Below are 21,303 nucleotides of genomic sequence, written 5' to 3'. Positions count from 1 at the left end.
ATGCCTGGCTCAGCCGTGCTGCGCGAGGAGAGTAGCCATCACGGCTTTCTGCACGTGCAGTCGGTTCTCGGCCTCGTCGACGGCGATGCACGCGGGTGAATCCATCACCCCGTCCGTCGCCTTGATTCCGCGCCGCAGCGGAAGGCAGTGGCTGAAGACGCCGTTGTTAGTCAGCGCCATCTTCCGCTCGTCGACGATGAAGTGCCGGTTCGCGTCGCGAATCGGCTTTTCGTCCTGCCAGCGACCGAAGAACGGCAGCGCGCCCCAGCTCTTTGCGTAGACGACGTCAGCGCCCGTGTACGCGGCATCGATGTCGTGGCTGACCCTGAAGGAACCGCCGCTCTCGGCGACGTTCTGCTCGGCCCACCCCATGTAGCGCTCGTCGAGGACGTAGTCGGGCGTCGGGCAGAGCAGTGTCACGTCCATGCCCAAGCGCGTCGCGATGGTCAGGGCGGAATTGGCGACAGCCGTGTTCAGCGGCTTGGGGTGGTAGGTCCACGTGAGCACGTACTTCTTGCCACGCAGGTCGGTCGTGCCGAAGTGTTCCTGCAGCGCCATCGCGTGCGCGAGCTCCTGGCACGGGTGCGTGATCGTTTCCATGTTGATCACCGGCACCGTCGAGTACTTCGCGAATGCCTTGAGCACGCGGTCTTCGCGGTCGACGGACCAGTCGACGAACTTCGGGAATGCGCGCACGCCGATCAGGTCGACGTAACGCGCCAGTACGCGCGCGACTTCCGCGACATGTTCTTCGGGCTCGCCATCCATCACCGTGCCCATATCGAACTCGATCGGCCACGCGTCTTTGCCTGGCTGCAGTACCACGGCATGCCCGCCCAGCTGGAAGGCACCCAGTTCGAAGCTGGTGCGCGTGCGCATCGAGGGATTGAAGAACAGCAGGGCGATGGAGCGTCCCTTCAGCTGATCGCCGAGCTTCGACTGCTTGAAGGCGGCCGCGTCGGCGAGCACCGCGTCGAGCTCCGCGCGGGACCAGTCCTGGGTATTGAGGAAGTGCTTCATTGGAACTCCGGTGGAAGATTCGCCGGGTCCGTAAACGAAAGAACCCAGCGCGGGGCTGGGTTCGAGTCTGCCGCCCGAGGGCGTAGCGCTGCGTTACCCGGCCGTGTGGACGGCGCGTCGGCGCGCGCGCGACGTCATGCCGGCCGCCATGTAGGCAGAGGTCAGGATGTCGGCGTCGGCGTAGGCGGGGTTCATGAGGCCGGGGATGCTGGCACGGTCCGCCGGGGCATGCAAGCTCACGGGTCGGGCATCACGGAAACGCGGATGCGCAACAGGTGCCCGGGATCGTCGGACAGGCGCGACCGGTACTTCGCGCCGCGGAGGGAGTAGTCGACGTCGAACGCGACCGGCCGTTGGAACTGCCGCTCGACGGGCACGGCGTGGCAGCCTGATGACTGACCGCCGGCGCGCTGCAGGACGCTGCGCATGGCCCCTACGACCCGGCCGATCCGCGTGGCGTCGTCGCAGCGCGTCTCCATTCCCGTGGCGGTCAGGGTCTGGTACACCGGCGTGACGCGCAGCACCCGGGCGTATTCGTACCGGACGTTCTCATGCTGGACCACGTTGTCCGCCAAGGCCGGAGCCGTCGCCAGCGACAGAAGCAGCGCGATCAGCGGCAGCAAGGGGCGTCGCAAGGCATGATTCTCGGCGGGACCGGACCTCAAAGTGTATGCGCCCGAGCGGCCGTGGCGATGAATGCCTCCTGTCCCCGACGGCCCGGAGCGCGGTGAAAGCGCCACCGCTACAATGCGCGGCTCGCCGTTGCCCGTTGCTCGAGCGCCCATGAGCCTGCACCTGCACAACAGCCTCACCCGCCGGCTGGAGCCCTTCGAGCCGCAGGATCCGGCGTGCCCGACGATGTACGTCTGCGGCCCCACCGTCTACAACTACGTGCACATCGGCAACGCCCGGCCGTACGTGGTCTTCGGTGTTCTGGCGTCCCTGCTGCGCCGCCGTTTTGGGGCCGTGCGCTACGTGCGCAACATCACCGACGTCGACGACAAGATCAACAACGCCGCCCGCGAGCAGGGCGTTCCGATTTCGACGATCACGGATCGTTTCGCGGCCGCTTTCCGCGCCGACATGGCCGGAATCGGCGCCTTCGCGCCGGATGCGGAGCCGACGGTCACCGGCCATATCCCGCAGATCATCTCGATGATCGAGCGGCTGATCGCGTCCGGCAACGCGTATGTGGCCGAGGCGCACGTCCTGTTTGCGGTCGGCTCGTTCGACCGCTACGGCAAGCTGTCGGGTCGCGACCGCGACGACATGATCGCCGGTGCCCGCGTTGACGTCGCGCCGTACAAGCGCGACCCGGCCGACTTCGTGCTGTGGAAACCGTCGACCGACGACCTTCCGGGCTGGGACTCGCCGTGGGGCCGCGGACGCCCGGGCTGGCACATCGAATGCTCCGCGATGGCCGAGGCGCACCTGGGCGAGACGATCGACATCCACGCCGGCGGCATCGACCTCCAGTTCCCGCATCACGAGAACGAGATCGCGCAGAGCGAATGCGCGCACGGTGGACGCGTCTTCGCGCGCTACTGGCTGCACAACGGCATGCTGAACTTCGGCGGCGCGAAGATGAGCAAGTCGCTCGGAAACATCGAGAAGATCCACGACCTGCTGGCCAAGCACCCGCCCGAGGCGCTTCGCTACGCGCTTCTGTCGGCGCATTACCGCCAGCCGCTCGAGTGGTCGGACACGGTGATCGAGCAGTGCGTGCGGACGCTGGACCGGTTGTACGGGACGTTGCGGGATCTGTCGCACATCGATGCCACGGCGGTGATTCCGGCCGGGGTCGAACAGGCGCTCGACGACGACCTCAACACGCCGCAGGTGCTTGCAATCGTCAACGACATCGCCCGCGAAGCGCGTGCGCGACTCGCCGGCGGAGATGCCGATCCGGCGCGCCTGGTCGCGTTGAAATCCGACCTCCTCGGCGCTGGTCTCGCCCTCGGCCTGCTACAGCAGTCGCCCGCGGACTGGTTCTCCCGCGGCGCCGTCGACGGCGACGAGGCGCGCATCGCGGCACTCGTCGACGAACGCAATGCCGCCAAGAAAGCGCGCGAGTTCGAGCGCGCCGACGCCATCCGCGAACAGCTCGCCGCCGAAGGCATCCTGCTCGAGGACACCGCGGCCGGCGTCCGCTGGCGTCGCGCCTGAGGATCGCCCGTGGTCGAAACGCATTTCCCGCTCGAACCGACCGCTGCCGATGCCCAGGTGGCGATCCGCGACGAGTTCGCGTTCTTCTCCGACTGGTCCGAGCGCTACCAGTACCTGATCGACCTCGGCCGTAAATTGCCGCCGATGGACGATTCCCTGCGGGTCGAGGAGAACCGCCTGCTCGGCTGCCAGTCGAAGGTCTGGATCGTCAGCGGCGGCGACGCCACGCGGCTCGATTTCATTGCCGCCAGCGATTCGGCAATCGTCTCCGGCCTGGTCTTCCTCGCGCTGCGCGTCTACTCGGGGCGCAGCGCCGCCGAAATTATCGCGACCGAGCCGACGTTCGTCGCCGACATCGGGCTCTCGCGACACCTGTCCCCGACGCGCAGCAATGGCCTTGCCGCGCTGCTGGCGCGCATCCGGGACACGGCGCGCGCGGCGCAGGCCTTGGCGTGAGCGAGGCCGCCGCGCCGCTGGGGCCGATGCGCGTCCCGGCCTTCGTCGCGTTGATGGGCTATCGCATCCTCACGATCCTGTCGTACCAGATCGTATCGATCGCGGTCGGTTGGCAGATCTACCAGCTGACGCATGACCCACTGAAACTGGGTCTGATCGGCCTCGCCGAGGTCGTGCCCTACTTCTGCGTGGCGCCGTTCGCCGGGTACCTGGTGGACCACCTTCCGCGCCGCAAGCTCGGCATGGCCGCGTGCCTGGGACTGGCAGCGACTGCGCTGATCCTCGCCGCGGTGTCGATGCGTCACGCCGGCGCGTCGCAGCTGGCGCTGATGTATGGGGCAGTCGCGTTAACCGGCACGGTCCGCTCGTTCCTGGGGCCGGTCTACAACGCGCTGTTCGGTCGCGTGCTGGTCCGCGAGCAGTACACGCGCGGCGCGAGCATCGGCAGCATCGTCTTCCAGTCGGGACTGGTGATCGGGCCGGCCCTGGGCGGCGCGCTGGTCGGCGTCGGCAGCGTGGTGCTCGCCTACTCGGCCGCTGCGGCGCTGGCGGTCGGCGCTGCGCTGTCGATCGTGTCGTTACGCGTCACCGAGCCCGCCATCCAGCTGCAGCGCGAACCCATCTTCACCAGCATCGGCCAGGGCATCGCTTTCGTCTTCAGCCATCAGGTGCTGCTCGGCGCGCTCGCGCTCGACATGTTCGCCGTGCTGCTCGGCGGCGCGATCTCGCTTGCGCCCGCCTTCATCCACGATGTCCTCGGGCGTGGGCCCGAAGCGCTCGGGATCCTGCGCGGCGCACCGGCGCTCGGCGCGGTCGCGGTGGGTTTCTGGCTGGCGAGGCGACCGCTCGACCGGCACGCGGGCCGCATCCTGCTGTTCGCGGTCGCCGGGTTCGGGGTTTGCATGATCGGTTTCGGTTTGTCGACGTCGTTCTGGCTTTCCACCGCCATCCTCCTGCTGTCGGGCATGTTCGACGGGGTTTCGGTGGTGCTTCGCTCGACCATCCTGCAGTTGGCGACGCCGGACGACATGCGCGGCCGCGTCTCGTCCATCAACGGAATCTTCATCGGCTCGTCGAATGAACTGGGCGCGTTCTGGTCAGGCGCGATGGCGCGCCTGATGGGCCTCGCCACATCGGTAGTGGTCGGCGGGTTCCTGACGCTCGCGGTGGTCGGGACGACCGCGCTGCGCGCACCGCGGCTACGCAAGCTGGTGCTGGCCGACCTTCGCTGAGCGACCTCGAAGGGGGCGCCAGTCCGCGCGATCAAGGCGCTCGCGAACGCGGCCCGTGCGCGGCGGGATGCCATCAGCGCGCTGCAGCCCGAACGTTGCGCCTCCCAAAAACGACGGAGCCCCGCACTCGGCGGGGCTCCGTTTGATCCAGCGTGTGCGACCAGCGTCAGTCGCCCATCTGCTTCTGCAGGTGCTCCCAGCGCTCCTGCGCATCGATCGTGCGCTCGGCGGTGAGACGTGCATCGAGACGCTCGAGGCCGATCTCTTCGCCCGTATCGACGCAGAACCCGTAGTCGCCCGAGTCGATGCGCTTGAGCGTGCTGTCGATCTTGCTGATCAGCTTGCGGTAGCGATCACGCGTTCGCAGCTCGAGGGAGTTCTCCGTCTCGCGGGTCGCGCGCTCGGCCTCGTCGCCGACGTCGCGGACCTCTTCGCGGAGGTTCTCGATCGTCTGCTTCGATTCCTCGACCAGGTCGCCACGCCAGTGCAGCAGCCGCTGGCGGAAATACTCCAGCTGAAGCGGATTCATGTACTCCTCGTCCGCACCAGGCTTGTAACCGTCGGGAACGATCGGACGACCGGTGCCTTCCTCGGTCGCGTACTTGGGCACGTGGCGCGGTCGTACGACCGCAGGACTGCCGCCGCGATTCGCCGCTACGGCCACGGCGACCTTTCCTGTCGGGCGCTGCACGGGCGGGGCGGGCATTGCGCCACCGTTGCCCGTTGCGGTCGCTGCCGCCGCGCTCTTTTTCTGGGTAGTTCTAGTCATCGACTCCACCTGCGGGGACGAGCGCGCCGCGTTCTTCGCGGTCGTGGCCGTCCCGGACTTCACCGCGCCCGTCGCGTTGCCGGTCGAACCGGATCGCGTCGGACGTTCATTCGCACCACCGGTCGCCGCTGCCTGCGCCGTGGGGCGCTGGGCGGGGGCAGGTGTCTTCTTCTCCGGAGACTTCGTCGCCACGGCTGGCTTGCGCACGGCCACCGCCTCGACTGCGCGGGGTGCCGGAGCCGACTTCGCCGCCGGTTTCTTGGCCGGCACCTTGGCAACCGGCGCGGCTTTCCTGGCCGGCACAGCCTTCTTCACGACCGGCTTGGCGACGGGCTTGCTGGCTTTGGGGGCCGGCTTGGCAGGCGCCTTCTTCGCTGGCGTGGCCTTTTTGGCCGCAGCCTTCGACGCCGGCTTGGCAGCCTTCTTCGCGGCCGGCTTCGCTGCTGACTTGCGGGCCGGCGGAGCGGCCTTCTTCGCGGTTTTCTTTGTCGCCACGAGCGCCTTTCCTTCTTCCCTTGAGGCGGGAAAGCGCGCTGTTATACCCCGCCCGCAACAGCTGCGGCAACCGCAGTGGAAGCGCGTACGATAGGGCTTGCGAGCGTGCTTCTACGCTTATTGCAGTGCCCCGCGACGTCTCCGGCAAGCCGAACGTCCCGAGGAAGTGGCCGCCATGATGGTGAGCCGGAGCATCAAGATCCCGTGATCGACCGTGTCCTGATCGCAGCACTGCGAGGCTACAAGCGCTGGATCAGCCCCCTGCTGGGGCCTCGCTGCCGTTTCCATCCGACCTGCTCGGTCTATGCGATCGACGCGATCGCGCGCTTCGGCGCAGCGCGCGGCAGCTGGCTCGCCCTCAGGCGCGTACTGCGATGCCATCCGTTCCATCCGGGCGGTCACGACCCGGTGCCACCGCGTTGACTCACGCCCGGTTGTTTTCCGCCGGGCGATGATCCGCCCATGACCTCCAAGCTCGCGTTTGCCGCCCGCATCGCCGTGCTCGCCGCCGCTGCGCTCCTACCTGCGTGCGCTGTACCGTCGCCCCACTCCCGACCCAGCCCGCTGGCGTCCGCGGTGGCCGATGGCGCCGTCGAGCTGCCTGCCGCCGGCACGCAGGGCGCGCTCGTGATCGGCCGTGCACCCGTGGGATCGCGCGTGGAATTCACCGGCCGCACCATCAGCTGCGCGCCTGATGGCCGTTTCGTGCTCGGCATCGCGCGGGACGCAACCGGCTCCCTCCCCGTTCGCATACGTCTGCCGGGGGGTGCCACGCGCGTCCTCGAACTGGCGATCACGCCGCGCGATTGGCCCGTCGAGCACATCGATGGGGTGCCACCGGCCACGGTGAATCCGCCGCCTGCGATCGCCGCGCGCATCGAAGCCGAACAGGCGCGCGTCGCGGCAGTGCGCCTGCGCGACGATCCGGGCCTCGACTTCCTCACGCCTTTCACCTGGCCAGTGCACGGCCGCATCAGCGGTCGCTTCGGAAACCAGCGTGTCTACAACGGAAGCGCCGGCGCGCCGCACTCCGGAATGGATATCGCCGCCGCGACGGGAACGCCGGTGCATGCGCCAGCGGGCGGCGTCGTCACCTTCGCCGACCCGGGCCTCTACCTCACCGGTGGCACCCTGGTGCTCGACCACGGCCATGGCGTGAGCTCGAATTTCCTGCATCTCTCGCGGATTGATGCGCGCGTTGGGCAGCGCGTCGAACAGGGCGAGGTGATCGGCGCAGTCGGGGCTACCGGCCGCGCGACGGGCCCGCACCTGCACTGGGGCATGAACTGGTTCGACGTACGCGTGGATCCGCTGCTGGTGGTCGGGCCGCAGTCACCGTCGCGCTGAAGCTGCGCTGGATCAGCGCGCTCCGCCGTCACCCGTGACCGATGCAACCGCATCGTGCGCATGCAGGCTCTCGAAGTGCGCGACGTTCACTTCGAAGCTCGCGACGTGCCGATCAGTCGAAAGGGCATGCGCGAGGCGCCTCGCGGCGTCTTCGCAGAACATCAGGTTGTGTGCGTTGAGCGCTGCGAATGCCTGTTCGTCCTCGCGCTTCACCGCTGTCTGTACCGGCGTGCCCAGGGCGAGTTCCGTGCGCTCGACGAGTTCCACGATCGGGAACGACGAGAGCCCCTGCGGCAGGCGCACGCACACATGTGCGCGGCTTCGCTGCGCGTGCGGCGTGGCTACGAGTCCCGCTTCGGAGCGCAGCCAGTCCCGAGCCGCTGCGACCTCGACCGTACCTTCGTTACCGAACGTCTGCGCGAATGCTTCGGCGCCCATCTGTCGGGATAGCGCAGCCGACGCGGGACACGTCGACGAATAATCGACGTCGACAGCCAGGTGCAGCGCGACCTCTCCGTCCGCCACGCACGCCCGGACTTCCACCGGATATGCCTTCCAGCCCGCGTTCGCACTCGCCAATGCCGGGCGCAGCAGCAGCTGGTCGAAACGGATGACGAGCCGCGCGGCGCGCGATAGACCGGCCTGCGTTTCCACGAGCGCCTCGAGCACGCGCGCGAGTCCGGCAGGCGTCATTTCCTCCGCGGCGAATGCATGCTGCAGCCGCAGGTAAAGGCGCGACATGTGGATGCCGCGCGCGGCCGGATCGCGAAGGTCGACATGTACGTCGACGCGCGCCGGCACCTGCATCGCCTCGCCTGTCGCAGACCGCGTGCGCACGGGCAGCGCGATGTTCGCCATGCCTACCCAATCGAGCGCGCGCTCCGAGGCGGGGCGATCGAGGGCGACGTCGGGCATGACGCGGATCGGGGTCATGGCGGAAGGCCGTGCATGGGAGCGCGCATTCTACCGACGCCCCGACGCCGGCCCCGTCCGCTCGCGCAACGCTGCGTGCACGTGCGGCCTCAAGCGCGTGCCGCGCGCCAGCCCGTCCAGAGAGCCGTCCAAGGAGAAAGAGGCTTCGACGCATCGCCGCGCGACAGCCGGCCCCGCGCGAGCGCCAGTTCGATCGCGCGCGCAGCGGCGATTCCATGGGGCGATGGCCAAGCGGACAGCAGGATGCGCGCCCAGTTCCCGCGCGCGCGCGGCATGTCGACCTGCAAGTCGAGTGGAACGGCGGCGTCCGCATGTCTTGCCAGGCGCGCCTGAAGCCAGCACGCCGCGACCGCGCGCGGATCTCCCGGCGCCGCGAACAATGCGGCGTCGACCTGCGCTACCGCGGCGGAGACGGGCGCGAGCGCCTGCCACGCGTCGTCCACGCTTTGCGGCGGGTTGCGTGACGCGGCCAGCGAGGGCAACGAGAGCGCCAGTTCACGCCATGGCGCCGGCTGACGCTGCAGCAGCGCTCCGAGCGGATGGCGACGTCGCCCCTGCGACCAGCCGTCGAGCTCTTCGATCCACCACTGGAGCTTGGCCTGGCCCGGCAGGGCATCGGTGCCGCCCCAGGCCGCTTCCTGCCACTCGTACTGCAGCGCCCGCCATGCATCCACGAGCGGTCGCTGTGCAGCCGGAAGGAAGATCTCGGCGAGCGCCCACTCGGGCCACGCGCCGCGCCATTTCGCGACAAACGCCGCGACGTCCGCTCCGGCGTCCACGCGCGACTCGTCCATCAGCCGGGCCAGCACGCCGGATCGAGCATGTCGCGCGGTGCGTCGATCATGACGTCGCCGCCCCATGTCGTGGGATCGTCGTGGTCGAGGCGATACCCCCAAAGCGCGACGACCGAATGCATGCCGGCGGCGCGCGCGGCGACGATGTCGCGCTCGTCGTCGCCGACGTAGGCGCAGTCGACGACATCGACACCGAGGCGCTCGGCCGCTACGAGCAACGGCAGCGGATCGGGCTTGCGCGACGCCAGCGTGTCACCGCCGATCAACACGGCGCAGCGCGTCTCCCAGCCGAGCAGCGGCATCAGCGCGACCGCCAGCGATTCGGGTTTGTTGGTGACGATACCCCAGCGCGAGCCGCCCGCTTCGATCGCCGCGAGCGCGTCTTCGATGCCACCGAACGGCAGGCCGTGGTGGCCGAGCTGGCGACGGTAGTGGTCGAGGAACTCGGGGATCCAGCCGTCACGCGTGCCGGCATCGGCCCCGGGAAATGCGGCGCCGACCATCGCCCGCGCCCCTTTCGACACGTGCGGTCGCAGCGCTGCGAGATCCATGGCGGGTTCGCCACGCGACGCGCGCATCGCGTTGACCGCCGCGAGCATGTCCGGCGCGCTGTCCAGCAGTGTGCCGTCAAGATCGAACAGAACGACCTTCGGAAACCGCGCAGCGCTCATGCGGGCTTGCGAGCGCTGACGATGTAGTTGATGTCGGTGCGCCGTGCAAGCCGCGCGGTATTCAGCAACGGCATGTAAGCCAGGCCACTGACGTCCTCGAGCTCGAGCCCGGCCGCGCGGAGCCATGCCGCCAGCTCATGCGGGCGCACGAAGTCGCGGTACTGATGCGTGCCCTTGGGCAGAAGGCGCGCCACGTACTCGGCGCCGACGATTGCGAACGCGAATGCCGCTGGCGTGCGGTTGATCGTGGAGACGAACAGGCGACCGCCGGGCTTGAGCGCAGCGGCGCAGGCGCCGATCACGGCTGCCGGATCCGGCACGTGCTCGATCATCTCCATGCAGGTGACGGCGTCGAACGAGCCGGGCATCGCGGCTGCGATTTCCTCGACGGGTTGCACGCGGTAGTCGAGCGAAGCGCCGCTCTCCGTCGCATGCAGGCGCGCAACCTTGATCAGCTCCGGCGCGAGGTCGAGTGCGGTGACATCCGCGCCGGCCTGGGCCATCGCTTCGCTGAGCAGGCCAGCGCCGCAGCCGACGTCGAGCACCTTCGCACCCATCAGCGGCGCGCGCGCGTCGACATAGGCCAGGCGCACCGGATTCAGGGCGTGCAGCGGCTTCTGCGGGCCGTGCGGATCCCACCAGCGCGCTGCCAGCGCACCGAAGCGGTCGAGCTCGGACTGGCGGAAGTTGCCGGCGGTTCCGGTGTTCATGGGGCGGTCCTGATCGCGGCGATGCGGCCGCGCCACTGGCGTGCGTTCGCGATGATCGCATCGATATCCATATCGACAAGAACGCGGGCGCGCAACTTGGCCCGCCCCGCGATCCAGACATCGGTGACCTGGTGGCGCGCGGTTGCGTAGACGAGCTGCGAGATCACGTGGTGCAGCGGCTGGCTTTCGAGCCCGTCGAGGTCGATGCAGGTGAGGTCGGCCTGCTTGCCGCCTTCGATGGAGCCGATACGCCCCCCGAGGCCCAGCGTAATGGCGCCGCCCAGCGTGGCCGAGTGCAGCGCGCTCGCGGCATCGAGCGCGGACGCGTCGTCCGCGACGGCCTTGGCGAGCAGCGCGGCGGTGCGCGTTTCGCCGACCATGTCGAGATCGTTGTTGCTGGCGCAGCCATCGGTGCCGATGCCGAAATCGACGCCAGCGTGTTGCAGCTTGCAGACGGGACAGAAGCCCGAGGCGAGCTTGAGGTTGGACTCCGGGCAGTGCGCGACGCACACGCGACGCTCGGCGCAAAGCGCGATCTCGTCGTCGGTCAGTTGCGTCATGTGAACGCCGATCAGGCGATCGTCGACCAGGCCGAGCCGATCGAGCCGGGCCAGCGGCCGCATGCCGTGCTGTGCGACGGAATCGCGCACCTCCTGCGCCGTCTCGTGCAGATGCAGGTGCACCCGCACGTCGCGCTCATGCGCGAAGTCACGCACGCGCTCGAAGTTCGCGTCGCAGACCGTATAGGGCGCATGCGGCGCGATCGTGGTGCCGATGAGCTCGTCACCGCGCCATGCATCGTCGACGTCAGCGGCTTTGGCGAAGTATTCGTCGGACGTCCTGGCCCAAGCGGTCGAGAAATCGATTATCGGCAGGCCCACCAGGGCGCGGAAGCCGTAGCGCTTGTACGTTTCGGCCTGCACGTCGGGGAAGAAATAGTTCTCGTTGGCGCACGTGGTGCCGCCGCGCAGCATCTCGGCGATGGCGAGGGTCACGCCGTCGCGCACGAATTCGGGGCCCGTCACCGCGCCTTCGACCGGCCATATATGGCCCTGCAGCCATTCCATCAGCGGCAGGTCATCGGCGATGCCGCGCAGCAGCGTCATCGGATTGTGCGTGTGCGCATTCACGAGGCCCGGAATCAGCACCGACCCGGGCCGCGACACGACCTCGCCGGCGGCAAAGCGCTCGCGCATGCCTGCGCGCGGGCCGATGGCGACGATGACGTCACCGCGCACCGCGACCGCGTGGTCCTCGAGCACGACGCCCTTGGGTACGACGGGCACGACCCAGCCCGCCTCGATCAGTACGTCGCAATGCTCCGCCGGTCCACCCATCCGCACACCTCGTTGTTCGACCGCCAAAGCGTAGGCGCCGCCACGTTTACGCCGCGACGGCGGCCTCCGGATACGCCGAAGCCCGCGGACGGCCGCGGGCTTCGTCAGGGCGCCGGTGGTTGCCGGGCCTCGTTTGGACTCACTTCACGCGGCTGACGTATTCGCCCGAGCGCGTGTCGACCTTGATGATTTCGTCCTGGCTCACGAACAACGGCACGCGGACCACCGCGCCCGTCTCGAGCGTGGCCGGCTTACCGCCGCCGCCCGAGGTATCACCGCGCACGCCCGGGTCGGTTTCGGTGATCTTGAGTTCGACGAAATTGGGCGGCTGCACCATGATCGGCGAACCGTTCCAGAGCGTGACCAAGCACTCTTCCTCGCCCTTCAGCCACTTCTCCGCGCCGCCCATTCCGGCCTTGTCGGACTGGAACTGCTCGAAGCTCTCGGGGTTCATGAAGTGCCAGTGCTCGCCGTCGGCGTAGAGGAACTGCATGTCGGTGTCGACCACGTCGGCCACTTCCAGGCTGTCGGTCGCCTTCATGGTCATTTCGACGACGCGCCCGTTCTTGATGTTGCGGAACTTGATGCGCGTGAATGCCTGGCCCTTGCCGGGCTTGACGTACTCGGTCTCCGTGATGACGCACGGATCGTTGTTGACCAGGATCTTCTGGCCGTTCTTGACGTCGTTCATGCCCAGGCTGGCCATGCTTGAAACTCCTGCGAGGTGGTCGCGCCGGCCGCGTCGCGGCCGCCGGCTAGAATGGGACGATGCCGCCCGGATGGGCCGCAAATCGATTCGGATCAGCCCGCGATGATACCCGCAGCCCTCATCCCCCCGCACGGCGCGCCCGCCGCGCGCTGGCAACAGCTCTGGCGCGACGCGGTCCGCGATCCGCGCGAGCTGCTCGGATTGCTCGGGCTGGACGAGGCGGTGAGCGGCATGTCGGACGCCGCGGCAGCGCAGTTCCCGTTGCGCGTACCGCGCGGCTTCGTAGCCCGCATGCGCGCCGGGGATCCACATGACCCTCTGCTGCGCCAGGTGCTTCCGCTCGACGAAGAGATGCGCCCGGTGCCCGGTTTCGCCCTCGACGCGGTTGGCGATTCCCTTGCGCGCGCCGGACAGGGCGTCATCCGCAAGTACCGTGGGCGGGCGCTGCTGGTGGCCACCGGAAGCTGTGCGGTCAATTGCCGTTACTGCTTCCGGCGCCATTTCCCCTACGCCGACGAAACCGCGGCGGCGGCGGGCTGGCGCGAGGCCGTCGCACTGATAGCCGGCGACGCGTCGATCGAGGAGGTCATCCTGTCCGGCGGAGACCCGTGGTCGCTCTCGACCCCCAAGCTCGCCGAGCTGACCGACGCGCTGGCCGGTGTGCCGCACCTGCGCAGGTTGCGCGTGCACACGCGGCTGCCGGTGGTGCTGCCCGAGCGCGTGGACGACGCGTTGCTCGACTGGCTGCGGGCGCTGCCCTGGCCGGTGACCGTGGTGCTGCACGCCAACCACGCCAACGAGTTCGATGCCTCGGTCGACGCCGCCCTCGCCCGCCTGCGCGACGCCGGCGCAGCGCTCCTGAACCAGGCGGTGCTGCTGCGCGGTGTCAACGATTCGGTCGGCGCGCTCGTCGAGCTGAGCGAGCGCGGCTTCCGGGCAGGCGTGCTGCCCTATTACCTGCACCAGCTCGACCGGGTCCAGGGCGCCGCGCACTTCGAAGTGCCGGACGACCGCGCCCGCGCGTTGCATCGGGACCTCGCCGTCCGGCTGTCCGGCTATCTGGTTCCCCGGCTGGTCCGCGAAGTGGCGGGCGACCCGGGCAAGCGCCCCTTGTGAGGCCACGGCATCCGCCGGGCGCCGCGGCCCGTAGTGTTGGGAGACCATCCATCGGCCGGAAACGACCGTTCGGGGATGACGCGGGCACGCCCGGCGTGTCATAAAGAGGCGAGCGACCGGAGGTGGGAATGCAGTTCGGCAAAGACGCGGCCCTGCGGCTGGTGGTAGTAGACGACAGCGTCGAGGCGGCGGAAGGCGTGGTCAGCGCGCTCCGCAATGCCGGTATTGCAGTGCGTCCCTCCCGTCCGGAGAACGCCGACGAGCTGACCCACCAGATCACCCAGTCGCCGGACCTCGTGCTGGTGGGCCGCGGCGCGAAGCTCGTGCCGACGCAGCTGGTCTTGCAGAGCGTCGCCAGCAGCGGCAAGGACCTCCCCGTTCTCCTGCTCGTCGACCAGATCGACGAGGCCGGGCTGCTCGACGCGGCCAGCATGGGCGCGCGCGGCGTGGTGCTGCGGCATCGGAACGAACACATCGTCAGCACCGTGCGTGCCGAGTGGGCAGACCTCGAAGCCCGGCGCGCGCTGCGCAAGCTGGAGTTCCAGGTCCGCGAGACCGAGCGCCGCTGCGACGCGCTGATCGAGTCCTCGCGCGACCCGATTGCCTACATCCACGAAGGCATGCATATCCGGGCGAACGCGGCCTATCTGGAAACGTTTGGCTACGAGTCGTTCGACGAGGTCGAAGGCACGTCGATCCTCGATATGATCGCGCCGTCGCACGTGGAGCCGTTCAAGGCGCTGCTGAAGAAGCTGTCCAAGGGCGAGCCGCCGCCGCCGCGGGTCGAAGTCGAGGCGCGCACGCTCGACGGCAACCAGTTTCCGGCGGTGATGGAATTCACCACGGCGATGTACGAGGGCGAGCACTGCCTGCAGCTCGTGCTGCGCCGGCAGGAACTCGACCCGGATCTCGCGCGCGAGGTCGAAGAACTACGCCAGCGTGACCAGGCCACGGGCCTGCTCAATCGCCCGACGTTCCTGCGCGCACTGGAAGACGCGGTCGCCGACGCGGCGCAGAATTCGACGCACAGCGGCTTCCTGCTGATCGAGCCCGATTACTACGCGCGCCTGCTGCAGGACATAGGACTCGACGCCTCGGACGACGTGGTCGCCGCCTGCGCCAGCCGCCTGCGCGACAGCGTCGCCGAGGACGTCGTGCTGGCGCGCTTCGGCGAGCACCAGTTCGCGGCGCTCGCGCGTGGCGCCACCCACGAGGTCACGCAGGCGCTCGCCGAGCAGATCCGCACCGCGTTCTCCGAGCACGTGATCGAGGTCGGCAACCGCTCGCTGAACGCGACCATCAGCGTCGGCGGCGTGCAGGTCGGCGAAAAAATCGCGAGCGTCACCGCCGTTCTGGCGCGCGCCACGCAGGGCGTGCAGTCGTGCGTCGGCATGGGCGGCAATCGCATCGAACTGTTCGATCCCGGCGCCGTCGACCGCGCCGAGGAAGAGCGCGTGCAGGCGTGGGTCGACCGCATCCGCGATGCGCTGGACTCCGATCGCTTCACGATGGCCTACCAGCCGCTGGTAAGCCTGCATGGCGAGCCGGGCGAGATCTACGAGGCCTACCTGCGCATGAAAGGCGACCAGGGCGAGCTCGTGGCCCCGCTGGCCTTCCTGCAGATCGCCGAGGAGAACGGGCTGCTGTGGGAGATCGACCGCTGGGTCGTCGGCCGTGCGCTCGAAGTGATCGGCGAGCGCATCAAGACCGGGAAGCGAACGACGCTGCTGGTCAAGATCACCGAAAGCTCGCTGCAGGACGACAGCCTGCTCAAGCACATCGAAGAGCAGATAACCAAGCACGGCTCCGACGGCAGCCTGCTGGTGGTGCAGCTACCGGAGTCGAAGGTCTTCACGAACCTTCGCGCGGCGCAGGAGTTCCAGGCGCGCGCGGCGCGTTCGGGCGTGCGCGTCGGGCTGGAGCACTTCGGCGCCGGCCTGAACTCGTTCCAGCTGCTGGCGCATTTCGACACCGACTTCCTGAAGATCGACCGCACCTTCATGGAGAGCCTGGGCACCAGCGTCGAACACCAGAAGCGCCTGCGCGAGATCACCGACAAGGCGCGCGCGCTGGGCAAGCGCACCATCGCCGAGCACGTCCGCGACGCACAGAGCATGAGCGTGCTGTTCGGCGCGGGTGTCGACTACGCGCAGGGCTTCTTCCTTGCCGGCGTGAGCACCGCGATGGACTACGAGTTCGGCTGACTCACCGCCGCCAATGTAAAAAAAGCCCGCTTCGGCGGGCTTTTTTTTACGACGACGTGCCCCGTGTCAACTCACCACGCGCACCGAAGGGGCGGCCGCAGGCATCCGTCGCAATGCCTCGATGCGCTCGGCCAGCGGCGGATGGGTCGTGAACAGCCGACGCAGGCCATGCGCGGCCGCGCCGCTGATGCCGAACGCCTGTACCTGCTTGGGCAGCGTGGTCTCCCCGTGCATCTGCGCCAGCTTTTCCAGCGCCGCGATCATCCTGTCGCGTCCGGCCAGGCGGGCGCCGCCGGCGTCGGCGCGGAACTCGCGATGCCGCGAGAACCACATCGCGATGATGCTCGCGAACAGCCCGAACACCATGTCGAGCACGCTGACGATCACGAAGTAGCCGATGCCGCCGCGACGATCGTTGCCGCCGAGGTAGCCGTCAACGACGCGGCCGACAACCCGCGCAAGCACGATGACGAAGGTGTTGAGAACGCCCTGGATCAGCATCATCGTGACCATGTCGCCGTTGGCGACGTGGCTCATTTCGTGCCCGAGCACGGCTTCCGCCTCGTCGCGATCGAGGTTGCGCAGCAGGCCTGTCGAGACCGCGACCAGCGCATTGTTCCGGCTCGGGCCCGTCGCGAACGCGTTGATCTCCGGCGCCTGATAGACCGCCACTTCCGGCATGGCGATACCCACCGACTGCGACTGCCGGCGCACGGTCTCAAGCAACCAGCGCTCGCCGTCGTCACGGGGTTGCTCGATCACCTGCGCGCCGGTGCTGCGCTTGGCGAGCCATTTCGACATCATCAGCGAAATGAACGAGCCGCCGAAGCCGAACAACGTCGCCATCACCAGCAGGCCGCCGCCGGTTTGCGGGTTCACGCCCAGCAACCGCATGACGATGCTCAGCAGCACCAGCACCGCGAGGTTGGTGGCGAGGAAAAGCGTGATGCGCTTGAACATGGCGGGGTCGGTCCGGGTACGCGCGTCGCGTGCTGCACAACGTGGCGTGGGGACGACGACTTTTCAAGTCGCCCGGTTCGCGGCAGCCAGCATCGCTTCACGGGCATGAGCGGCGGGACGGGCTACCGCGGCCGCTTCGCGCCCTCGCCCACCGGTGATCTGCACGCCGGGTCCCTGCTCGCCGCGCTTGGTAGCTGGCTGTACGCGCGGCGGGCGGGCGGCCGCTGGCTGGTGCGCGTCGAAGACGTCGACCGCCCGCGCGAGGTGCCCGGCGTGGCCATGCGGCAGCTCGCCGCGTTGGGCGCCTTCGGCCTGCGGCCGGATGAGCCCGTCTGGCGCCAGAGCGCCCGGGAGGCGGTCTATCGCGACGCGCTGGAAGATCTCGTCGACCGTGGCATGGCGTTTCCATGCTGGTGCAGCCGCAGCGACCTGCTTGCCTCGGGCGGTGTGCATCGTGCCTGTGTCCGCGCGCCGGAGCCCGATCGACCGCCCGCCGTCCGACTGCGCGTGGCCGACGGCGCGCGGATCCGCTTCGTCGACGACGTGATGGGCCCCCAGCTGCAGGACGTCGATACGGCTGTGGGCGACTTCGTGCTGTACCGCGCCGACGGCCTGTGGGCGTACCAGCTCGCGGTAGTGGTCGACGATGCTGCGCAGGGCGTCAGCCACGTCGTGCGCGGGGCCGACCTGCTCGATTCCACCGCGCGACAGATCCTTCTGCAGCAGGCGCTGGGTTTCCACACGCCGGGCTACGCGCACCTGCCCGTCGTCGTCGATCCGGGCGGTCGCAAGCTGTCGAAGTCGGATGCGTCGCAGCCGGTCGACCCCGCGCAACCGTTGCCGGCCCTCCGTCGCGCTTGGGCGGCGCTGGGCCAACCGACGCTCGGGGATGTCGGCGGCGAAACGCCACAGGAGTGGCTCGAGCGGGCGGTGAGCGCGTTCGATCCCGCGCGGATCCCGGGGCCGGATACGCCGGCGTAAGCCTTCGTGCCTAGAATTACGCGACGGGCGCAGGTCGCGCCAAGAGGGAGCAGCACATGCAGAGCCGTGTAGCACTGGTCACCGGCGGCACCGGCGGTATCGGCACGTCCATCATCGAACGGCTGGCCGCGATGGGGCATCGCGTCGCCACCAACTACCGCGACGAGGCGCGCGCGACTGCCTGGCAGAAGTCGATGCGCGACCGTGGCATCGAGGTGCATCTCGCCCGCGCCGACGTCGCGGACCCGAAGCAGTGCGAAGCGATGGTGCGCGACATCGAGCAGAAGGTCGGCCAGGTGGACATCGTCGTCAACAACGCCGGCATCACCCGCGACACCACCTTCCACCGCATGACGTCGGAACAGTGGAACGAGGTCATCAATACCAACCTCGGCTCGGTGTTCAACGTGACGCGGCCGGTCATCGAGGGCATGCGCGACCGCAAGTGGGGCCGCATCATCCAGATCGCGTCGATCAACGGCCAGAAGGGCCAGTACGGCCAGGCCAACTACGCGGCGTCGAAGGCCGGCATGCACGGTTTCACCATCTCGCTCGCGCAGGAAAACGCGAAGTTCGGCATCACCGTGAACACGGTTTCGCCCGGCTACATCGCCACCGACATGGTGATGGCCGTCCCGGAAGAGGTGCGCGGCAAGATCATCCAGCAGATCCCGACGGGCCGCCTGGGCAAGCCCGAAGAGATCGCGTACGCGGTGTCGTTCTTCATCCCGGACGAGGCCAGCTGGATCACCGGTGCGAATCTTTCCGCGAATGGCGGCCAGTACATGGGCTGGTGAATCGCGCTGAAGCGGTCAGGCTACGGCCTGGCCGCTCCGCCATCGCGGTTGCGTGGCGTTGCGCACTGCGTCATTCTCGACGCATCCCGTTTCAGGTACTTGCAGATGGCTTCCCCGCGCGTCATCAAGAAGTATCCGAACCGCCGGCTCTACGACACGGAAATCTCGAGTTACATCACCATCGAGGACGTGCGCCAGCTCATCATCGACGGCGAGGAATTCGAAGTCCGCGACGCGCGATCCGGCGACGACCTCACGCGCCAGGTGCTGCTGCAGATCATTGCCGAGCACGAGCAGGACGGCGAGCCGATGCTCTCCACGCAGCTGCTCAGCCACATCATCCGCTTCTACGGGGACTCGATGCAGGGCTTCATGGGCACCTACCTCGAGAAGTCGATGCAGGTGTTCCTCGACCAGCAACAGCAGTTCAAATCGCAGATGGGCGGCCTGCTGGGCCAGACGCCGTGGACGCTGATGAACCAGCTGACCGAGCGCAACCTGCAGATGTGGAAGGACTTCCAGCACAACCTGTCCGGCACGATGGGCACGCCTACCGGCCGCAAGGGCGAAACCCAGAAGTAGGCGCGCCCGGCAGCTGCGCGCTGCCACCGCTTACTGCTTCGGCGCGGGCGTCGAACAATATTTGTTGTAGAACGCCTCGGCACGCGGCATGAGTTCGGTCAGGTGCTGGATGCGGTTCTCCGGGTCCGGGTGCGTCGACGCGAATTCCGGCGGGCGCTGGCCGCCGCCCATCTGCGACATGCGCTCCCACAGCGGAATCGCCTCGTGCGGGTTGAAGCACGCCGCCGCGGCCAGCATCAGCCCGACCTCGTCCGCCTGGGTCTCGTGATTGCGACCGTAGGGCAGGATCAGGCCGTACTGCGCGCCCGCACCGAGCGCACCCATCACGGCGCGCTGCTGCGTCGGATCCATGCCGCCGAGGGCGACACCCGCGGCCATCTGGCCCATCTGCATCAGCTTCTGCTGTGCCATCCGCTGCGACCCGTGGCGAAGCAGCGCGTGCGCGATCTCGTGCCCCATCACCACGGCCATCGCATCCTGGTTCTGCGCGACCGGAAGCAACCCCGTGTAGACCGCCATCTTTCCACCCGGCAGGCAGAACGCGTTGGCCTCGTCCGACTGGATGACCGCCACGTCCCACTGGAAGCTACGGTAATCCTCGGGCGCCGCGACGCCGTTCTCGGCGGCAAGCGCCTGCGTCACGTCCGGCACGCGTGCGATCAGCCGCTGCGCAATGCCTCGGATCTGCTGGCTCACCTGCGAGTCCGCGGGCAGCAGTGCGTTCTGCGACTTCGCATCGCCCACCACCTGGTCGAAGGCCTGCGAACCCAGCTGCACTTCTTCGTCGGTCGACGCGCCGTAGTGCGCGGTCTGCCCGGTGTACGGGTCCTTCTTCGCGCTGCCCATCCACGACACTGCCGCATAGATCGCGAAGCCGATCATGATGATCCAGCGAATGGAACCCAGGCCGAACCCGCGGCGCTGCGTGCCCATGCCCTGGCCCAACGGATTGATTTGCATCGACTCGATCCCCTAATGCGACGTCAAAGGTCGCGCACTACCCTGAAGCCGATGCGCGCGTTCGTTGTATCGGCGTCGAGGCCACTGCGCCAGGCGGACCGCGTCTGCGCCGGCGCACTGGCCCAGGACCCGCCGCGAACCACGCGTTGCCGGCAGCCCGGATTGAACCAGGCGCGTTGATCGCGCGGCGCGCGTCGGTAGCTGGCATGCCAGCAGTCCGCGACCCACTCGCTGACATTGCCGGCCATGTCGTGAAGACCGAATCCACCGGGCCGGTAGCGCCCCACCGGGGCCGGCCCCCAGGCGCCGTCGATATAGCCGCGGAAGGCGTCGCTCCATGCACGCCCCGAGGGCGAGCGGTCCCCTGCCCCCGTGAAGTTCCCCGAGCCCGGCGGTGGGACGCCCGTGCCCCAGGGATACGGTGTCGTGGTGCCCTCGCGCGTGGCGTATTCGAACTCGGCCTCGCTCGGCAGGCGGTAGCGGCGCCCTGTCTCGTCCGCGAGCCATTGCGCATAGGCACTCGCATCCTTGGCACTGACGTGTACCACGGGCAGGTCATCCGCCGCCGGGCGGCCCAGGTAGTCGTCTTCCCAGTCCACGTTGCCGCGGCGCGCGAAGTTGCCGCTGCGCAGGTCGTAGGCGACGGAATAGCCGCGCCGCGTCGAGCGTGCGCGGTAATGCGTCGCAAGGACGAAGCGACGGAACTGCCCCACCGTCACTTCGGTCATCGAGACCGCCAGGCCGCGTTCGAAATGGATCGGCCGCGTGGGACGCTCGGCATCGGTCGCACCAGGCTCGCCGGCGGGGGCGCCCATAACGAAGTCACCGTGCGGCACCACCACCATCGTCGGCGTGCGCCCGCCGCCCTGGAGGGCGTCCGTGAAGCGTTGCCCGGGCACGAACAGGCCGTAATGAACCGCGAAATCGATGCGTCGACGCAGCTCTGCGGCGGTCGGGTCGGCGGGTGGCGCGATGCGCAGGATGTGCGCGAGCAAACCGCGCGCCGTCTCGATGCCGCGCGGTTCGGCGAGGGCGGCGATGCCGGCGTCGCGCAGGTCCCCGAT

At 68.6% G+C, this 21,303-nt stretch carries 23 protein-coding genes; 10 read left to right on the top strand and 13 right to left on the bottom strand.

Annotated features, from left to right (window positions below; all coding sequences use genetic code 11):
* Positions 1–9 precede the first annotated feature (9 nt).
* From FW784_RS02855 to FW784_RS02850, 3 genes are all read right to left on the bottom strand, one after another.
* Positions 10–1,020, bottom strand: coding sequence for an N-acetylornithine carbamoyltransferase (locus FW784_RS02855; protein WP_149351852.1), 1,011 nt, complete (start codon positions 1,018–1,020; stop codon positions 10–12).
* Positions 1,021–1,113: 93 nt separating this feature from the next.
* The gene (locus FW784_RS14235; RefSeq protein WP_187770649.1) at positions 1,114–1,260 is read right to left on the bottom strand and encodes a hypothetical protein; all 147 of its coding nucleotides are present in this window, start codon (positions 1,258–1,260) and stop codon (positions 1,114–1,116) included.
* Positions 1,257–1,643: a hypothetical protein gene (locus FW784_RS02850; RefSeq protein WP_235893548.1), complete on the bottom strand. Its 387-nt coding sequence runs from the start codon at positions 1,641–1,643 to the stop codon at positions 1,257–1,259. Before FW784_RS02850 ends, FW784_RS14235 begins: the two co-directional genes overlap by 4 nt.
* A gap of 160 nt (positions 1,644–1,803) precedes the next feature.
* On the opposite strand from FW784_RS02850, the gene cysS reads away from it, so the two are divergent.
* Genes cysS through FW784_RS02835 form a run of 3 tightly spaced genes read left to right on the top strand, consistent with a single transcriptional unit; the run spans position 1,804 to position 4,874 of the window.
* On the top strand, positions 1,804–3,186 hold the full coding sequence (cysS, locus tag FW784_RS02845) for a cysteine--tRNA ligase (RefSeq protein ID WP_149351850.1): 1,383 nt from the start codon (positions 1,804–1,806) through the stop codon (positions 3,184–3,186).
* 9 nt (positions 3,187–3,195) lie between these two features.
* Entirely contained in the window at positions 3,196–3,642 is a 447-nt protein-coding gene (locus FW784_RS02840; protein WP_149351849.1) for a SufE family protein, read from the top strand.
* The gene (locus tag FW784_RS02835) at positions 3,639–4,874 is read left to right on the top strand and encodes an MFS transporter (protein WP_268890880.1); all 1,236 of its coding nucleotides are present in this window, start codon (positions 3,639–3,641) and stop codon (positions 4,872–4,874) included. Before FW784_RS02840 ends, FW784_RS02835 begins: the two co-directional genes overlap by 4 nt.
* Before the next feature lie 166 nt (positions 4,875–5,040).
* Here FW784_RS02835 and dksA read toward each other — a convergent pair whose 3' ends face one another.
* On the bottom strand, positions 5,041–6,138 hold the full coding sequence (gene dksA, locus FW784_RS02830; protein ID WP_149351848.1) for an RNA polymerase-binding protein DksA: 1,098 nt from the start codon (positions 6,136–6,138) through the stop codon (positions 5,041–5,043).
* 204 nt (positions 6,139–6,342) lie between these two features.
* On the opposite strand from dksA, the gene yidD reads away from it, so the two are divergent.
* Positions 6,343–6,561, top strand: a complete 219-nt coding sequence (yidD, locus tag FW784_RS02825; RefSeq protein ID WP_149351847.1) for a membrane protein insertion efficiency factor YidD — start codon at positions 6,343–6,345, stop codon at positions 6,559–6,561.
* Positions 6,562–6,600: 39 nt separating this feature from the next.
* The gene (locus FW784_RS02820) at positions 6,601–7,485 is read left to right on the top strand and encodes a M23 family metallopeptidase (protein ID WP_149351846.1); all 885 of its coding nucleotides are present in this window, start codon (positions 6,601–6,603) and stop codon (positions 7,483–7,485) included.
* 12 nt (positions 7,486–7,497) lie between these two features.
* On the opposite strand, the gene folE2 is transcribed toward FW784_RS02820, so the two are convergent.
* The 6 genes from folE2 to efp all read right to left on the bottom strand — a co-directional run bounded on the left by folE2 (position 7,498) and on the right by efp (position 12,636).
* Positions 7,498–8,418: a GTP cyclohydrolase FolE2 gene (gene folE2, locus FW784_RS02815; protein WP_205123547.1), complete on the bottom strand. Its 921-nt coding sequence runs from the start codon at positions 8,416–8,418 to the stop codon at positions 7,498–7,500.
* 89 nt (positions 8,419–8,507) lie between these two features.
* Entirely contained in the window at positions 8,508–9,227 is a 720-nt protein-coding gene (locus FW784_RS02810) for a phytoene/squalene synthase family protein (RefSeq protein ID WP_187770648.1), read from the bottom strand.
* The gene (gene gph / locus FW784_RS02805; RefSeq protein WP_149351843.1) at positions 9,212–9,883 is read right to left on the bottom strand and encodes a phosphoglycolate phosphatase; all 672 of its coding nucleotides are present in this window, start codon (positions 9,881–9,883) and stop codon (positions 9,212–9,214) included. Before gph ends, FW784_RS02810 begins: the two co-directional genes overlap by 16 nt.
* Complete coding sequence (ubiG, locus tag FW784_RS02800; RefSeq protein ID WP_149351842.1) at positions 9,880–10,593, bottom strand: bifunctional 2-polyprenyl-6-hydroxyphenol methylase/3-demethylubiquinol 3-O-methyltransferase UbiG; 714 nt, start codon at positions 10,591–10,593, stop codon at positions 9,880–9,882. The genes gph and ubiG overlap by 4 nt, the downstream gene beginning before the upstream one ends.
* Positions 10,590–11,930, bottom strand: a complete 1,341-nt coding sequence (locus tag FW784_RS02795; protein ID WP_149351841.1) for a TRZ/ATZ family hydrolase — start codon at positions 11,928–11,930, stop codon at positions 10,590–10,592. The genes ubiG and FW784_RS02795 overlap by 4 nt, the downstream gene beginning before the upstream one ends.
* A gap of 139 nt (positions 11,931–12,069) precedes the next feature.
* The gene (efp, locus tag FW784_RS02790; protein ID WP_149351840.1) at positions 12,070–12,636 is read right to left on the bottom strand and encodes an elongation factor P; all 567 of its coding nucleotides are present in this window, start codon (positions 12,634–12,636) and stop codon (positions 12,070–12,072) included.
* Between the two features lie 105 nt (positions 12,637–12,741).
* Between efp and epmB the strand changes: the two genes are divergently transcribed.
* Together epmB and FW784_RS02780 are read left to right on the top strand one after the other, a co-directional pair.
* Positions 12,742–13,755: an EF-P beta-lysylation protein EpmB gene (gene epmB, locus FW784_RS02785; RefSeq protein WP_149351839.1), complete on the top strand. Its 1,014-nt coding sequence runs from the start codon at positions 12,742–12,744 to the stop codon at positions 13,753–13,755.
* A gap of 128 nt (positions 13,756–13,883) precedes the next feature.
* Positions 13,884–15,959 carry an EAL domain-containing response regulator gene (locus FW784_RS02780; RefSeq protein ID WP_149351838.1) on the top strand — a complete coding sequence of 692 codons (2,076 nt, stop codon included), beginning with the start codon at positions 13,884–13,886 and terminating at the stop codon, positions 15,957–15,959.
* A gap of 66 nt (positions 15,960–16,025) precedes the next feature.
* Here FW784_RS02780 and htpX read toward each other — a convergent pair whose 3' ends face one another.
* The gene (htpX, locus tag FW784_RS02775; protein ID WP_149351837.1) at positions 16,026–16,919 is read right to left on the bottom strand and encodes a protease HtpX; all 894 of its coding nucleotides are present in this window, start codon (positions 16,917–16,919) and stop codon (positions 16,026–16,028) included.
* A gap of 105 nt (positions 16,920–17,024) precedes the next feature.
* Here htpX and gluQRS point away from each other — a divergent pair, with 105 nt between their 5' ends.
* The 3 genes from gluQRS (at position 17,025) to phaR (ending at position 19,279) form a co-directional block, all read left to right on the top strand.
* Entirely contained in the window at positions 17,025–17,900 is an 876-nt protein-coding gene (gluQRS, locus tag FW784_RS02770; protein WP_149351836.1) for a tRNA glutamyl-Q(34) synthetase GluQRS, read from the top strand.
* 56 nt (positions 17,901–17,956) lie between these two features.
* A complete protein-coding gene (gene phbB, locus FW784_RS02765) occupies positions 17,957–18,697 on the top strand; it encodes an acetoacetyl-CoA reductase (protein ID WP_149351835.1) in 741 nt (246 codons plus the stop codon).
* A 105-nt stretch (positions 18,698–18,802) separates the two neighbouring features.
* Entirely contained in the window at positions 18,803–19,279 is a 477-nt protein-coding gene (gene phaR / locus FW784_RS02760) for a polyhydroxyalkanoate synthesis repressor PhaR (RefSeq protein ID WP_149351834.1), read from the top strand.
* A gap of 30 nt (positions 19,280–19,309) precedes the next feature.
* Here phaR and FW784_RS02755 read toward each other — a convergent pair whose 3' ends face one another.
* Positions 19,310–20,239 (bottom strand): M48 family metallopeptidase, encoded by a 930-nt coding sequence (locus tag FW784_RS02755; protein ID WP_149351833.1) that lies wholly within the window; start codon positions 20,237–20,239, stop codon positions 19,310–19,312.
* A gap of 23 nt (positions 20,240–20,262) precedes the next feature.
* Positions 20,263–21,303: formylglycine-generating enzyme family protein (locus FW784_RS02750; RefSeq protein WP_149351832.1), on the bottom strand; the 1,041-nt coding region annotated here is incomplete at its 5' end.

Origin of the sequence: Cognatilysobacter lacus, from assembly GCF_008274655.1 — a bacterium.
Classification (GTDB): Bacteria; Pseudomonadota; Gammaproteobacteria; order Xanthomonadales; family Xanthomonadaceae; genus Cognatilysobacter; species Cognatilysobacter lacus.
This window is presented reverse-complemented; position numbering and strand designations above follow the sequence as displayed.